16 protein-coding genes are annotated in these 15,086 nt (G+C 42.5%); 14 read left to right on the plus strand and 2 right to left on the minus strand.

What is annotated here, in order from left to right:
- Positions 1-8 precede the first annotated feature (8 nt).
- Positions 9-2,453, minus strand: a complete 2,445-nt coding sequence (gene plsB, locus PSR9079_RS03380) for a glycerol-3-phosphate 1-O-acyltransferase PlsB (protein ID WP_149980446.1) — start codon at positions 2,451-2,453, stop codon at positions 9-11.
- Positions 2,454-2,872: 419 nt separating this feature from the next.
- Between plsB and rpsJ the strand changes: the two genes are divergently transcribed.
- Genes rpsJ through rpsQ form a run of 11 tightly spaced genes read left to right on the plus strand, consistent with a single transcriptional unit; the run spans position 2,873 to position 7,839 of the window.
- Positions 2,873-3,184 (plus strand): 30S ribosomal protein S10, encoded by a 312-nt coding sequence (gene rpsJ / locus PSR9079_RS03385; protein WP_002957900.1) that lies wholly within the window; start codon positions 2,873-2,875, stop codon positions 3,182-3,184.
- 27 nt (positions 3,185-3,211) lie between these two features.
- Positions 3,212-3,847, plus strand: coding sequence for a 50S ribosomal protein L3 (gene rplC, locus PSR9079_RS03390; protein ID WP_054206125.1), 636 nt, complete (start codon positions 3,212-3,214; stop codon positions 3,845-3,847).
- Positions 3,848-3,864: 17 nt separating this feature from the next.
- Positions 3,865-4,470 carry a 50S ribosomal protein L4 gene (rplD, locus tag PSR9079_RS03395; protein ID WP_054206126.1) on the plus strand — a complete coding sequence of 202 codons (606 nt, stop codon included), beginning with the start codon at positions 3,865-3,867 and terminating at the stop codon, positions 4,468-4,470.
- On the plus strand, positions 4,467-4,769 hold the full coding sequence (rplW, locus tag PSR9079_RS03400) for a 50S ribosomal protein L23 (protein WP_054206127.1): 303 nt from the start codon (positions 4,467-4,469) through the stop codon (positions 4,767-4,769). The genes rplD and rplW overlap by 4 nt, the downstream gene beginning before the upstream one ends.
- 17 nt (positions 4,770-4,786) lie before the next feature.
- Entirely contained in the window at positions 4,787-5,611 is an 825-nt protein-coding gene (gene rplB / locus PSR9079_RS03405) for a 50S ribosomal protein L2 (protein ID WP_007376192.1), read from the plus strand.
- A 15-nt stretch (positions 5,612-5,626) separates the two neighbouring features.
- Positions 5,627-5,905: a 30S ribosomal protein S19 gene (gene rpsS, locus PSR9079_RS03410; protein WP_010561269.1), complete on the plus strand. Its 279-nt coding sequence runs from the start codon at positions 5,627-5,629 to the stop codon at positions 5,903-5,905.
- Positions 5,906-5,919: 14 nt separating this feature from the next.
- On the plus strand, positions 5,920-6,252 hold the full coding sequence (gene rplV / locus PSR9079_RS03415; protein ID WP_004588690.1) for a 50S ribosomal protein L22: 333 nt from the start codon (positions 5,920-5,922) through the stop codon (positions 6,250-6,252).
- A gap of 11 nt (positions 6,253-6,263) precedes the next feature.
- Positions 6,264-6,965 (plus strand): 30S ribosomal protein S3, encoded by a 702-nt coding sequence (rpsC, locus tag PSR9079_RS03420; protein WP_054206128.1) that lies wholly within the window; start codon positions 6,264-6,266, stop codon positions 6,963-6,965.
- A gap of 12 nt (positions 6,966-6,977) precedes the next feature.
- Positions 6,978-7,391: a 50S ribosomal protein L16 gene (gene rplP, locus PSR9079_RS03425; protein WP_002957890.1), complete on the plus strand. Its 414-nt coding sequence runs from the start codon at positions 6,978-6,980 to the stop codon at positions 7,389-7,391.
- Positions 7,391-7,582 carry a 50S ribosomal protein L29 gene (gene rpmC / locus PSR9079_RS03430; RefSeq protein ID WP_054552371.1) on the plus strand — a complete coding sequence of 64 codons (192 nt, stop codon included), beginning with the start codon at positions 7,391-7,393 and terminating at the stop codon, positions 7,580-7,582. Before rplP ends, rpmC begins: the two co-directional genes overlap by 1 nt.
- Positions 7,582-7,839 carry a 30S ribosomal protein S17 gene (gene rpsQ / locus PSR9079_RS03435; RefSeq protein WP_016709053.1) on the plus strand — a complete coding sequence of 86 codons (258 nt, stop codon included), beginning with the start codon at positions 7,582-7,584 and terminating at the stop codon, positions 7,837-7,839. The genes rpmC and rpsQ overlap by 1 nt, the downstream gene beginning before the upstream one ends.
- Positions 7,840-8,625: 786 nt before the next feature.
- Here rpsQ and PSR9079_RS03440 read toward each other — a convergent pair.
- Positions 8,626-10,257: an endonuclease gene (locus tag PSR9079_RS03440; RefSeq protein WP_149980447.1), complete on the minus strand. Its 1,632-nt coding sequence runs from the start codon at positions 10,255-10,257 to the stop codon at positions 8,626-8,628.
- 407 nt (positions 10,258-10,664) lie between these two features.
- Here PSR9079_RS03440 and PSR9079_RS03445 point away from each other — a divergent pair, with 407 nt between their 5' ends.
- The 3 genes from PSR9079_RS03445 to PSR9079_RS03455 all read left to right on the plus strand — a co-directional run bounded on the left by PSR9079_RS03445 (position 10,665) and on the right by PSR9079_RS03455 (position 15,017).
- Positions 10,665-12,473 (plus strand): assimilatory sulfite reductase (NADPH) flavoprotein subunit, encoded by a 1,809-nt coding sequence (locus PSR9079_RS03445; RefSeq protein ID WP_149980448.1) that lies wholly within the window; start codon positions 10,665-10,667, stop codon positions 12,471-12,473.
- 62 nt (positions 12,474-12,535) lie between these two features.
- On the plus strand, positions 12,536-14,233 hold the full coding sequence (cysI, locus tag PSR9079_RS03450; RefSeq protein ID WP_149980449.1) for an assimilatory sulfite reductase (NADPH) hemoprotein subunit: 1,698 nt from the start codon (positions 12,536-12,538) through the stop codon (positions 14,231-14,233).
- A 43-nt stretch (positions 14,234-14,276) separates the two neighbouring features.
- The gene (locus PSR9079_RS03455; protein WP_149980450.1) at positions 14,277-15,017 is read left to right on the plus strand and encodes a phosphoadenylyl-sulfate reductase; all 741 of its coding nucleotides are present in this window, start codon (positions 14,277-14,279) and stop codon (positions 15,015-15,017) included.
- Positions 15,018-15,086: the final 69 nt, after the last annotated feature.

A 15,086-nucleotide genomic window follows, 5' to 3' on the forward strand; every position in this document is an offset into this window, starting at 1 on the left:
GCTTGCAGTTATTTTTGCTTACATTGTCCTTGCACAATATCACTAATTGACTGCCAGACTCGCGCTGGCAGCAAGGCTTTAAGATGAATATACACTTCACAAAGTTCAGTACTGCCCTGTAAGCCATTCTCGGTTTCGCTAATTAAATTTTGTTCGCGCAAGTTGCTAATAAAGCCTACCAATACTTTTTTGTCAAAAAACTCAGGAGTCTTAATACCATGCAAGGTACCTAAGCGCTGCGCTAATACTTGGCTTTCGCGTTCAAGTTCTGCGCGTTCAATTTCTTTACTGGTTTGAATAAAGCCAATCACAATGGCGTAGCGTTGCAGGGTTAAGCTAAGCGCACGACCTAGAATTTCCAGCTTGGCTAAGCAATCATTACTGTTGGTGATTTTTATGTTATCACCATCAATTTCTATTAAATCTTGATCTACAAAGCTGGCCAGTATGCGGGTGATATAATTTTCATCAAGTTCGTGTAAAAACCATTCTTTAGCAAACATCGGGTAAAAACAGTTAACCAATTTTTGGCACTGCGATACTGTCGTTTTATGGCTTTTAAATATATGCAGTGCCAGTAAGCTTGGTACGGCAAACACATGAAGAATATTATTACGGTAGTAGTTAAAGAGGATTTTCTCTTTATCGTTAATCGCGATAATCTCGCCAAACTCATCGCTTATAACGTCAAATTTATTCAACTTTAAAGCATGTTCGAGTAACTGTGATGAAGTTTCATCTGGGGTGGTGATTTTTTCACTGTAACTAGCGCTACGTTGTAAATGTAAGTAAAAGTCTAGTTGTGCTAACAATTTAGGTTTGCTCAATGCTTGCTTATCATTTACCAGTAAGATCATTGCCAGTAAATTAACTGCGTTAAGCGCGGCGGCACTATTAATATTAACCATCACTTTATCCGCTAAAGTCGCCACTTGCGGACCAAGCCATTGTGGTTTTTGTACATCAGTTGGGTGAATAGATTCACGCCAATCAGGTTGATGCTCATTTAAATATTGATTAACCGAAATCGGATCGCCAAAATTCAAATAGCCGCGGCCATAGTTTTTGAGATTTTTAATGGCTTTGAAAATACCGAAAATCGACTCGCCTTTTTTATCATCACCTGCGAGTTCTTTCAGATAAGTATTTATTTCCATGACGTGTTCATAACCAATGTACACCGGCACAATCGAAATAGGGCGATCAATACCACGTAACATAGCTTGTAGTGTCATCGCCAACATACCTGTTTTTGGTGGTAGTAAACGCCCGGTACGGCTACGTCCGCCCTCAGTATAAAACTTAACTGAGTAACCTTTGATAAACAACTGACTTAAATACTCTTTAAATACAGCAGAGTAAAGCTTGTTGCCAGCAAATGAGCGGCGAATAAAAAATGCGCCACTGCGGCGGAATATGCCGCCTGCTGGGAAGAAGTTTAAGTTAATACCAGCAGCAATATGTGGTGGTACTAAACCAAGATGATAAATCGAGTAGGTAAGTAATAAGTAATCCATGTGGCTGCGATGACACGGCATATAAATAATTTCATGACCTTTATTGGTTAGATCATGGATTTGTTCGGTGTATTTTATATCAATGCCGTTGTAGAGCTTATTCCATAGCCAGGTTAATACACGATCTGCAACACGTATGGTGGCATCACTGTAGTTAGCAGCAATCTCATCTAATAGCTTTAACGCATTTTGCCGTGCTTGCTCATGGCTGATTTTTTTGCTTTTTGCTTCATCGTTAATTGCTTTTTTTATAGTCGGTGATGCTAACAATGAATTAAATAGTTGCTCGCGTGAGGGCATTTTAGGGCCCGTTGCCGCCAATTTTTGACGACGAAAATGCACCCTAGCGACGCGAAGTAATTTATGAGGTAATTCATCAACATCGGCTTTTTCATTTACTAATAACGATAAATCCAACGGTTGACTAAAGCGTATAAAGTTATCGCGCCCCGAAAACAGTAATACAAAAAACTTACGAAACCAGCTAGGTGTAAGTGAGTGCGAAACTAGCGTACCTAAACCTGGTTTTTCTTTACCAGGATTACGACCCCATAAAATAGTGACCGGAATGACTTGCACGTTTTTTTCGCCACTGGTAAATAGTTGAGCAATTATTTGTTTACCCTGGTTTAGCGCGTCAGTTGGCTTCGCTTGGCTGCCAAACAGTGGTGGTGGATTTTGTAGGCCAATAAAACGGTCTAACTCTGCATTACCCAACAGCTGTTGTTCAGTTGGTCTGGGCAGGTTGTACTTCTTACAAACTCGGTCAAGAGCCGCTAAATCTGAGCGAGCATTAAGTTTAACTATATAAAAAGTAGGGTAGGCGGGATTAAGACCGTATTGTTCAATTGGGTTCTCGGGCAGTACTTTGCTTTTCACAAATAGGCGATTCATCACCATAGACACAAAATTCAAGCAATAATTAAAAATACGCATCAACTCACCAAGGTTAAGGATTAAGAGATAAAAGCAAAATAAGGATGAATAATAACAATTAAAAACTGGACTGACCATTATCATTAGTGCCAAGTACGATTGCATGGCTTCCTAACTATAGTAAATTCCCAGTAATGACGACATAGTGACAACCCTTTTTTACAGTATAAATAATCCTCATTCTGGTAGTTTGAAATAGTTGTTGCATTTATCACCAATATCACTATAATACGCAGGCTTTCAAAATTCCCCCGGGAACTTGGAAGGAACATTAAGCTTGGATTTCAAGCTAATAAAACAGGAGTTCCGATTTGGAACTCAACGTAGATATAAATCAACAACCGGCATCTTATGTTTTTAAGATTGTTTCGGTCGTTTTTTTATGCTCTTTTAAATGCTCTTTATATTGAGGTTTAAGAATGTCAAATCAACGCATTCGTATTCGCCTAAAAGCTTTTGACCACCGTTTGATTGACCAATCAACGGCGGAAATCGTGGAAACTGCGAAACGCACTGGCGCACAAGTACGTGGTCCAATTCCACTACCTACACGCTTTGAACGTTTTACTGTACTTACATCACCGCACGTTAATAAAGATGCGCGTGATCAGTACGAGATCCGCACCCATAAACGTCTGATCGACATCGTAGAACCAACTGACAAGACTGTTGACGCACTTATGCGTTTAGATCTTGCTGCTGGTGTTGATGTTCAAATCAGCCTGGGTTAATCGAAAGATTAGAGAGGTTTTAGGAAAATGGCATTAGGTCTAGTCGGTCGTAAAGTGGGTATGACACGTATCTTCACTGAAGATGGTGTATCTATCCCTGTGACAGTTATTGAAGCGACACCTAACCGCATTGCTCAGATCAAATCTGACGCAACAGACGGTTATAACGCGCTTCAAGTAACCGCAGGCACTAAAAAAGCAAGCCGTGTAAACAAAGCAACAGCGGGTCACTTCGCTAAAGCTGGTGTTGAAGCGGGTCGCGGTCTGTGGGAATTCCGCCTAAATGGTGGTGAAGGCGATTTTGAAGTAGGCGCTGAGCTTACTGTTGAATTATTCAACGAAATCAACAAAGTTGACGTAACCGGTACTTCTAAAGGTAAAGGTTTCCAAGGTGGTGTTAAGCGCTGGAATTTCAGCATGCAAGACGCTACACATGGTAACTCTCTATCTCACCGTGCTCCTGGTTCAATCGGTCAAAACCAATCACCTGGTAAGGTGTTTAAAGGTAAGAAAATGGCCGGTCATATGGGTGCTGAGCGTGTAACGACTCAAAACTTAGAACTAGTACGCGTTGACGCTGAGCGTAACTTGCTTTTAGTTAAAGGTGCAGTACCTGGCGCTATCGGCGGTGACGTTATCGTTAAACCTGCTGTTAAAGCATAAGTCCTGGAGATTTAGTGATGGAATTAGCAATTAAAGACGCTTCTGGCGGTCTTGAAGTTTCTGAAGCTACTTTTGGACGTGAGTTTAACGAAGCATTAGTACATCAAGTAGTTGTTGCATACGCAGCAGGTGCTCGTCAAGGTACTCGTGCTCAGAAGACACGTTCTGAAGTAAGCGGTGGTGGTAAAAAACCATGGGCTCAAAAAGGTACTGGCCGTGCACGTGCTGGTACAATCCGTAGTCCAATTTGGCGTTCAGGTGGCGTTAGCTTCGCAGCTAAACCACAAGACCACAGCCAAAAAGTAAACCGTAAAATGTACCGCGGTGCGATCAAAAGCATTTTATCTGAATTAGTTCGTCAAGAGCGTTTAATCGTTGTTGAAAGTTTTGCTCTAGCAGCACCAAAAACTAAAGAACTAGTTGCTAAGCTTAAAGAACTTGAGCTTAAAGATGTTCTAATCGTAACTGAAGAAGTAGATGAGAATCTATTTTTATCGGCACGTAACCTGTACAAGGTTGACACGCGTGATGTAGCTGGTATCGACCCTGTAAGCTTAATCGCTTTCGATAAGGTACTTATTACAGCAGCTGCTGTTAAGCAACTTGAGGAGACGCTAGCATGATTCGTGAAGAACGTCTTTTAAAAGTGATCCTTGCTCCACATATCTCTGAAAAAAGCACTATTGCTGCTGAAGAAAACAACACTATCGTTTTCAAAGTAGTAAATGACGCAACTAAAGCTGAAGTTAAAGCAGCTGTAGAGAAGCTTTTTGAAGTGGAAGTAACTGGTGTTCGCACACTTAATGTTAAGGGTAAAACAAAACGTACTGGCGCACGTTTCGGTCGTCGTAGCGACTGGAAAAAAGCTTACGTTACTCTTAAAGAAGGCAGCGAACTAGACTTTGTCGGCGGCGCCGAGTAATAAGGGGAGTTAGAATTATGGCACTTCAAAAGTGTAAGCCAACTTCTGCGGGTCGTCGTCACCTAGTTAAAGTGGTAAACCCAGATCTACATAAGGGCAAGCCATACGCACCACTATTAGAGAAAAACTCTAAATCAGGTGGTCGTAATAACAATGGTCGTATTACGGTTCGTCATATCGGTGGTGGTCATAAGCAGCATTACCGTTTAATCGATTTTAAACGTACTAAAGATGGCATTCCAGCCACTGTTGAGCGTTTAGAATATGATCCAAATCGTAGCGCAAACATCGCACTTGTATTATATGCAGACGGTGAGCGTCGTTACATTATCGCACCAAAAGGCTTAAAAGCTGGTGATGCAATCCAGTCTGGTGTTGATGCACCAATCAAGCCTGGTAATGCATTACCTATGCGCAATATGCCTGTAGGTTCGACTGTTCACAACGTAGAATTAAAACCAGGTAAAGGTGCTCAAATCGCACGTTCTGCTGGTGCATACGTTCAAATCCTTGCTCGTGATGGTCAGTATGTAACATTACGTCTTCGTTCAGGCGAAGTTCGTAAAGTTGAATCAGATTGTCGTGCGACGCTAGGTGAAGTAGGCAATGCTGAGCATATGCTTCGTTCACTTGGTAAAGCAGGTGCAAATCGCTGGCGTGGTATTCGTCCGACAGTTCGTGGTGTTGCCATGAACCCGGTTGATCACCCACACGGTGGTGGTGAAGGTCGTACATCTGGTGGTCGTCATCCTGTGTCTCCATGGGGTAAGCCGACTAAAGGTGCTAAGACGCGTAAGAACAAGCGTACGGATAAATTTATAGTACGTCGTCGTACTAAGTAATATTGAGGAATAGCCATGCCACGCTCTCTCAAGAAGGGTCCTTTTATAGACCTACACTTGCTGAAGAAGGTAGAGAAAGCTTTGGAAAGCGGTGACAAGAAGCCAATTAAAACTTGGAGCCGTCGTTCAATGATCATACCTAACATGATCGGATTGACCATTGCTGTCCATAATGGTCGCCAGCATGTACCAGTTTTCGTTTCTGACGAAATGATCGGTCACAAACTAGGTGAATTTGCACCAACTCGCACTTACCGTGGCCACGCTGCGGATAAGAAAGCGAAGAAACGTTAAGAGGGGAATGATAAATGCAAGCATTAGCTAAACATAAATTCGCCTCTGGTTCGGCGCAAAAAGCACGTCTAGTTGCAGATCAGATCCGCGGGTTACCTGTCGATCGCGCACTAGAAATCCTGGCGTACAGCCCTAAGAAAGCGGCTGTATTAGTTAAGAAAGTACTTGAGTCTGCTATTGCTAACGCAGAGCATAACGAAGGTGCTGACATTGATGAGCTACGTGTAACAACGATCTTTGTGGACGATGGTCCAACAATGAAACGTATTATGCCACGTGCTAAAGGACGCGCAGACCGCATCCTTAAGCGTACAAGCCACATCACTGTTGTGGTTTCAGATAGCTAGGAGTATAAGTAATGGGACAAAAAGTTCATCCTACTGGTATTCGCCTAGGTATATCTAAACCTTGGGTTTCTACCTGGTACGCGAGTTCAAAAGATTTCTCTGCACAGCTTTTTGGCGATCACAAAGTACGTACATTCCTTACTAAGGAATTGAAAGCGGCTTCTGTGTCTAAAATCGTTATTGAGCGTCCAGCAAAATCAATCCGCGTAACAATTCACACGGCTCGTCCGGGTGTTGTTATCGGTAAAAAAGGCGAAGACGTAGAAAAATTACGTCAAGCGGTAACTAAGATTGCTGGTGTACCTGCTCAGATCAATATTTCTGAAGTACGTAAACCAGAACTAGATGCACAACTAGTAGCAGACGGCATTGCCTCTCAACTAGAGCGTCGTGTTATGTTCCGTCGCGCTATGAAGCGTTCGGTACAAAATGCAATGCGCATCGGTTCTAAAGGGATCAAAGTTGAAGTTAGCGGTCGTCTTGGCGGCGCAGAAATCGCACGTTCAGAATGGTATCGTGAAGGTCGTGTACCTCTACATACTCTTCGTGCTGATATCGACTACGCAACTTCTGAAGCCTTAACCACTTATGGTATCATTGGTGTTAAAGTTTGGATCTTCAAAGGCGAAGTTATTGGTGGTTTACCACTAGTACAAGAGCAAGAGAAGCCAGCTAAACGCGCACCAAAGAAAGCCAAAAAAAGTGCTAAGTAGAGGTAGCGAGTAATGTTACAGCCAAAACGTACAAAATTCCGTAAAATGCACAAAGGCCGCAACCGTGGTTTAGCGCAAAACGGTAACAAAGTAAGCTTCGGTACTTTCGGTTTGAAAGCTACTGGCCGTGGCCGCATGACTGCTCGTCAAATCGAAGCAGCTCGTCGTGCCATGACACGTCACGTGAAACGTCAAGGTAAAATCTGGATCCGTGTCTTCCCTGACAAACCGATCACAGAAAAGCCTCTTGAAGTTCGTATGGGTAAAGGTAAAGGTTCTGTTGAATATTGGGTTGCTGAAATTCAGCCTGGTAAAGTACTTTACGAAATGGAAGGTGTTTCTGAAGAGCTTGCTCGTGAAGCATTCGACCTTGCTGCTCGTAAACTGCCATTCAAAACAACTTTCGTAACTCGGACGGTAATGTGATGAAAGCAAGCGAACTAAAAGATAAAAGCGTAGAAGAGCTTAATGCTGAACTTCTAGGTCTTCTTCGTGAGCAGTTTAACCTGCGCATGCAAGCAAGCACTGGTCAGTTAGCTCAAACTCACACGCTAAGAACAGTACGTCGCGATATCGCGCGTGTAAAAACAGTTATTAACCAGAAGGCAGGTCAATAATGAGTGATAAAATTCGTACTCTTCAAGGCACTGTAATCAGCGACAAGATGGAAAAATCTTTCACTATCGCTATCGCACGTTACGTGAAGCACCCAATCTATGGGAAATTCATCAAACGTACGACTAAATTACACGTACATGACGAAAATAACACAGCAAAAGCGGGTGACGTTGTTACTATCCGTGAATGCGCTCCAATCTCTAAGACTAAGTCTTGGACATTAGTAGACGTTATTTCTAGTCCAAAACAAGCTTAATTTTTAATTAAGTCTGTTTTATAAAAAGCCCCGGCATTAGCTGGGGCTTTTTGCGTTTGGAGCAGCTTTTAGCGGTAAGCTTTCAGCCGTCAGCGCGGAGTAAATTTCCCCACCGTAGCTTGGGTTGAGTCTATTGAGGGCCGGGAAGAAGAGAACAGTAATACCAATCGACTTAAATATTTAACCATTCTAGCGAGCTAAATAAAGCGCTAACTGCGTTATAATTTTTTCAATTAGAACAACTACATGTCAAAATTTACGCCTTGTTATCACTGTATTTATCTGTCGCTATAAATGGTCTGTAACTTAACACGATTGGTATAAGAATATGCAGGTATAAAAATTCATACCATAGAAAAAGCACGTCGATAAATTTCCCTCATAAAAAACTACTTGACCTTAACCTAGCTCCAGCTTTTATGCTGTATTTTTTCACTCTGATTAAATGCTATGTGTCCGATTCAAAATTACCTTTTAAGCCTAGGCCTTACCGAATATAGACAATCTATTTTGCAAATTGTGAAGCTTGCAGAAGCGGTGGATCACTCAATTGCAAATAACAGTGAATTTGCAACTGCTGCGTTAGCATGGGTTGAGCAACAAAAAAGATGCCCAACAATGACAAACAAAAGAGCATTAATTATATTCTTACTGCATAAATTGGGTTATAAAATTAGAGAGCAAAACAGCCTTTGCAAGTGCAAAGGCTGATGTTTTTCTGCGCTGACCGCTGACCGCTGACCGCTGACCGCTGACCGCTGACCGCTGACCGCTGACCGCTGACCTTTACCAAATCATCTCAACAAATTCTGGATGATCGATATATGGATTGCGATTGCCTTGATGCTCATAAGCGGCTTGGTTTCTATCAAGTTCAAGTTGACTGACTGGATCGTCGTTATGCCAATTAACCAACATAGTCACTACCCAATTCTCAAACACTTGGTTACTAGAGCCGTTAAGCACGGCATTACTAGCCGTGGTGTTGTTTTGCCAAGTACCAATGACGTTTTCGTAGCGGGTTGCCATATAGAAGTAGGCGCGAGCAAAGTCACCTTTAAACTCATCGATTGGCTCAAATACCGTGCCTGAGTAATTAATCGAGCTTGCTGCGCTGCCAAGCTTACTGCCATTGCTTGAGGTGAAACTGGCGCTGCCTACTTCGCCAAATGGGTAATTGCTACGTTTTGAATTAACATAACCATCGGTTGCAAAAATATGATGTACGTCTGAGTTCATAGGCTCATTTGTGCCGCCAAACCAACTTTTCGGAAATGAATGTTCGCGGTTATAACAATCAGCTTCACTATTGTAAGTGCCGCATTGATCACTTACAGCGACATAGTTATAGCTGTCTTGACCGGTGGGATTTTCTGAATAGCGATCGAGTATTGAATTGTCATTTTCAAAGTACTTATCCCGTGAAGCAAGATCGTAAAAACTCCAAATAGCTGAATAACCTTGTGAGTTGTGACCTTTAATAATGTTATAAAGCGCGGTTTTAAGTGTATAGCCCGTTAAACCTTGTGCTGTAACATAGTAGCCAGTTGGCTCGCTGGGTGGCGTTTCTGGGTTGGTATTATCACCAAGTATAAAGGGAGTTGCTTCACTGCTTTGAAAACTACTGCCGTTAGCCAATGTTGTTTGGGCGGATGTTAGCGCGTAGCTGCCATTACCAAATGAACAGCAAATACCGTCGCCGTAACTATCAAAAATACTAAATGTGTAATCGCCATCAACTAAGCAAGCTTGCTCTGTGTAGCTGTTGTTGCCACTATAACTGCCACCTGACGCAACTGCTGTGCCTTGGGCGTTAGTGATCTGCCAGCTAGTCTCTTCGCCATAGTTATCAGTTGTCAGTGCTAAGTTAACGGTGTTATCAGCACAACCGACTGGTGGCGGTGGGGTGGTATCACTAGCACCTGGTGTAAAACTATCCACATAAATAGTTTCACTGCCATCAAAGCCGCTGACATCGTAAAAACGCAGGCCCACGGTAATCGTAGCATTGCTGGTTGCTGTATATGTATAGCTTATTTGTTGCCACTGATTTAATAACGCTGGATTTGAATAGCCTTGATAGCCGTCGGCAATTAAGCGCGCTTTAATGCCGCCTTCGGTGTGATAAACCCAGCTTGAGAATAAGTAGCTTTTGCCGGCCTCAACAGTAACTTCTTGCAGTAAATCAGTATTGCTTTGACTAGCGGTATTAACCACTACTTTTGCAGCAAGAGCTCCTGAATTCACTATGGTATTTGAAGCTGATAGTGTAATGCCTGAGTCAATCGTACTCCAGCCGTTTGGGCTATTACTTGACCAGTTTTCAAAGTCACCATTATTAATGCTGGCCATGCAGGGAAGTGCTGTAGCTAACATAGCACTGCTGAGTATGAGTTTTCTATATGCCCCGTGTGACATAGTGTTTCCTTATTGTATTTATAGTCGGCGCACAGAATGTGGCCAAATCCACTATAGCCTACTCAAGATTTGTTGCAAAAAAGTTAATTTGTATTTTGAAAAAAATGAAGTGAATAAATTTTTGTATGATATTTCTGATCGGCTAAGCGTGGTGCTGAAATCATCAGCAGTTATTTTTACCTTTTAATCTGTTTTTACTGGTTAATTTATAAATTAATAACTAAATGGAATAACAAAGCAGATTCTATTCTTTTTTTATTGGCGCGTACCCCGTTATTCTTCACACTCAGAGAAATCTTTAGGGCCTGAGTTATTTGCCTTAAAGGCGACACAAATTTTAGGCAAAGTGATTACTGCAATCAGTGATCATTTTGCAGATAACTTTCAGGGTTACGGGGAATTAATTCATGTTGTTAGGTCAACTCAATGCCGCGGCAAGTCCGCTATCGCAAGAGCAAGTACAAAAGCTGCAAGGTTTAGTGGCTGAGCTTAATCCAATTCAGCAAGCTTGGGTAAGTGGCTACCTTGCTGCGAATGCCAATACGGCGGCCTTAGGTGGTGTTGTAGGTGCTGCGCCAAGTGCTGGGGATGCAGCGGCATTGACCATTTTATATGGCTCACAAACCGGTAATTCAAAAGGTGTAGCGACTAAGCTCAAAGAGCAAGCGGAGTCTCGTGGTTTAGCTGTTAAGCTAGTTAGCATGGCTGATTACAAACCAACGGCCCTGAAAAAAGAAAAATTCTTAACTGTTGTTGTTTCTACTTACGGTGAAGGTGAGCCGCCGGAAGATGCCGAAACATTACATGAGTTTTTAGCAACCAAAAAAGCACCTAAGCTTGATGGCGTTAAAATTGCGGTTATAGGTTTAGGTGATTCAAGCTATGAGTTCTTCTGTCAAACAGCAAAAGACTTTGAACAGCGCTTAAATAAGCTCGGTGCAGAAACCATTTATCAGCGTGCTGATTTAGACGTTGATTACGATGATGAAGCCGCCAGCTGGATCAGCGGAGCACTTGATGCATTTGAACCTGATTTAAAAGCACAGCAAGGCGCAACAGGTGGGCAAGTAGTGTCATTTGGTGCACCAGCAACAGCTGCCAGCCAATATACTAAGCAAAACCCATTTCCAGCAGAGCTTAGCCTAGTGCAAAAGATCACCGGTCGAGATTCAACCAAAGATGTGCGCCATGTTGAGATTTCACTGGAAGGGTCTGATATTACTTACACACCGGGTGACTCGCTGGGTGTGTACTTCTTAAATGATGAAGCACTGGTTGATGAAGTACTGACACTGACGCAAATTGATGCTGCAAGCCAAGTTAAAATCGCTGATGAAGAGCTCAGTATTCGTGATGCACTGATTGAAAAACTTGAATTGACTCAGTCATACCCTGGCTTTGTGGAAAAGTACGCGATAGCGACAGGCACACCTGAGTTATTAAAGCTGGTTGAAGATAAAGCGGCAATGCGTGAATACATCGAGCCTCGTCAAATCTATGATGTGATCCGCCAAAATCCAGCCAAGCTTGAAGCACAAACTTTAGTTGATTGCCTACGCAAACTACAAGCGCGTTTATATTCTATCGCTTCAAGCCAAGCTGAGGTTGAAGATGAAGTGCATTTAACCATTGGTCTAGTTGAATTTGAGGCATTCGGTAGTGAGCACTTAGGTGGTTGTTCGGGTTATTTAGCACGTCGTGCCGAAGAAGGCTGTAGAGTAAAAGTATATAGCGAGCATAACGATAACTTCCGTTTACCTGCTAACGACGAAACGCCAGTGATCATGGTCGGCCCTGGTACTGGTATTGCGCCGTTCCGTGCTTTCTTACAAGAACGTGATGCCCGCGAAGCATCCGGTAAAAACTGGTTATTCTTTGGTAACCCACACTTTACCCAAGATTTCTTATATCAAGTAGAAATTCAAGGTTACTTAAAATCAGGGCTACTAAGTAAAGTTGATGTGGCGTTTAGCCGTGACCAAGCAGAGAAGGTCTACGTGCAAGACAAGCTACGCCAAAACAGCAAAGACGTATTTGCATGGCTAGAAGCGGGCGCGCATTTATATATTTGTGGTGACGCTAATCGAATGGCAAAAGACGTGCACAATGCGTTGGTTGATATTATTAGCGAGAACACAGGTAAGAGCTATGAAGATGCAGATCAATACTTGAAAGATTTGCGCAGCGCTAACCGCTATCAGAAAGACGTGTACTAAGCGCACGTAGTTTATTTTATTAAAAGCTAACAGCCGTCACTGTAACAAATTTAGGATTAAACATGAGCGAACAAGATAAAAACGTAAAGCTTTCTGATAACGAGCGCTTGAAAAGAGAAAGTAACTTTTTACGTGGCACAATTGAACAAGACTTAAAAAATGAGATCACCGGTGGTTTCACTGCGGATAACTTTCAGTTAATTCGTTTCCACGGTATGTATCAGCAAGATGACCGTGATATTCGTGGTGAGCGTGCTAAGCAAAAGCTTGAGCCATTACACAACGTCATGTTACGTGCACGTATGCCTGGCGGTATCATCAAGCCAGAGCAATGGTTAGCAATTGATAAGTTCGCTGATGAAAAAACCAGCTACGGTAGTATTCGTTTAACAACTCGCCAAACGTTTCAGTTTCATGGTGTGTTAAAGCCAAATATAAAAGGCATGCACCAAATGTTGGATAGCGTGGGCATTGACTCTATCGCAACAGCGGGCGATGTAAACCGTAACGTACTATGCACTACTAATCCGGTTGAATCTGAGCTGCATCAAGAAGCGTATGAGTGGGCAGCGAAAATTTCTGAGCACTTGTTACCAAAAACTAAAGCGTATGCTGAAATTTGGCTAAACGGCGAAAAAAGCGAAACCACAGAAGAGCCAATTTTAGGTTCAACTTACTTACCACGTAAGTTTAAGACCACAGTGACTATTCCACCGAACAACGAAGTGGATGTGCATGCGAATGACTTAAACTTTGTCGCGATTGCTGATAACGGTAAATTAGTTGGTTTTAACGTGCTAGTAGGTGGTGGTCTTGCTATGACCCACGGTGATACTGCAACGTATCCACGTAAAGCCGATGATTTTGGTTTTATCGCACTCGAAGATACGCTAAAAATTGCTGAGCATGTGGTGTCTGTACAGCGCGACTGGGGTAATCGCTCAAACCGTAAAAATGCAAAAACTAAATACACCTTAGACCGCGTAGGTACTGATGTATTCAAAGCAGAAGTAGAGCAGCGTGCAGGGGTTAAATTTGCACCAAGCCGCCCTTATGAGTTTACTCATCGTGGCGATCGCATTGGCTGGGTTGAAGGCATTGATGGCAAGCATCACTTAACCTTATTTATCCAAAGTGGTCGTATTTTAGATTTTCCGGGTAAACCACTGAAAACAGGTTGTCGAAAAATTGCTGAAATTCACCAAGGTGATTTTCGTATGACAGCAAATCAAAATTTGATCATTGCCGGTGTGCCTGCTGATCAAAAAGCAATAATTGAAAAAATAGCGCGTGAACACGGTTTGATTGATGACAAAGATTCAGAGCAGCGAAAAAACTCAATGGCCTGTGTTTCACTGCCGACTTGCCCTTTAGCGATGGCGGAAGCCGAGCGTTATTTACCAAGCTTAATTGAAAAAACTGAAGCGTTGCTTGCTAAACACGGTATTCCTGATGACAGTATTATCATGCGTGTTGTAGGTTGCCCGAATGGCTGTGGCCGCGCAATGTTGGCTGAAGCAGGGTTGGTGGGTAAAGGACCTGGCAAATATAACGTTTACTTAGGTGGCAATCTTGAAGGTACGCGTATTCCTAAGTTGTATTTAGAGAATGTCGGTGAAGACGTGTATTTAGAGGCCTTTGATAAATTAATAGGTCAATGGGCAAGTGAGCGTAACGACGGCGAATGTTTTGGTGATTTTGTGATCCGTAAAGGCATTGTTGCTGAAGTTAAAGTCTCAGTCACCGATTTCTACGCTTAATTTAAAAGCAAGCGGTTACGCTTGCTAAGGTTTGGAATTTACTATGAGTGAATTTAAAAACATTTTACAGCTTGATAAAGAAAGCCAAGTAACACTGCTTGCAGATGCTAACGGCATATTAAAAGATATGAGCGCTGAACAGCGTGTCGCTTGGGCACTGGAAAACTTGCCAGACACGCAGTTTTTATCATCAAGCTTTGGTATTCAAGCCGCGGTAATGTTGCATTTAGTAACGTCACAAAAAGCCGATATTCCAGTGGTGCTAACTGATACCGGTTATTTATTTCCAGAGACTTATCAGTTTATTGAGCAAATGACCGAACGTTTATCGCTAAATTTAAAAGTGTATAAGTCGCAGTTAAGCCCAGCTTGGCAAGAAGCCAAGTTTGGTAAGTTATGGGAGCTAGGCGAAGCGGGTATTAAACAATATAACCAGCTTAATAAAGTTGAGCCAATGACTCGCGCATTAAAAGATATAAATGCAGGTACTTGGTTTAGCGGCTTGCGTCGTGACCAATCATCGACACGTGCCGACAAGCAAGTTGTTGAAATTAGCCGTGGCACGGTAAAGGTTTATCCAATCATTGAATGGTCAAACCGCGATGTTTATCAGTACCTGACTAAACATGACTTGCCATACCACCCATTATGGGAGCAAGGTTATGTATCAATGGGCGATGTGCATACTACGCGTAAACTAGAGCCAGGTATGAGCGAAGAAGAGACCCGTTTTTTTGGTCTAAACCGCGAATGTGGCCTACACATTGATGGTGATGGGATCTAATCTTACGGTTATCATTAAATTCTTAAAGCGCAGCCTAGCTGTGCTTTATTTTTTTGACTACAGTATAAA

The sequence above is a fragment of the Pseudoalteromonas rhizosphaerae genome, from assembly GCF_902498845.1.
GTDB classification, from domain to species: Bacteria; Pseudomonadota; Gammaproteobacteria; order Enterobacterales; family Alteromonadaceae; genus Pseudoalteromonas; species Pseudoalteromonas rhizosphaerae.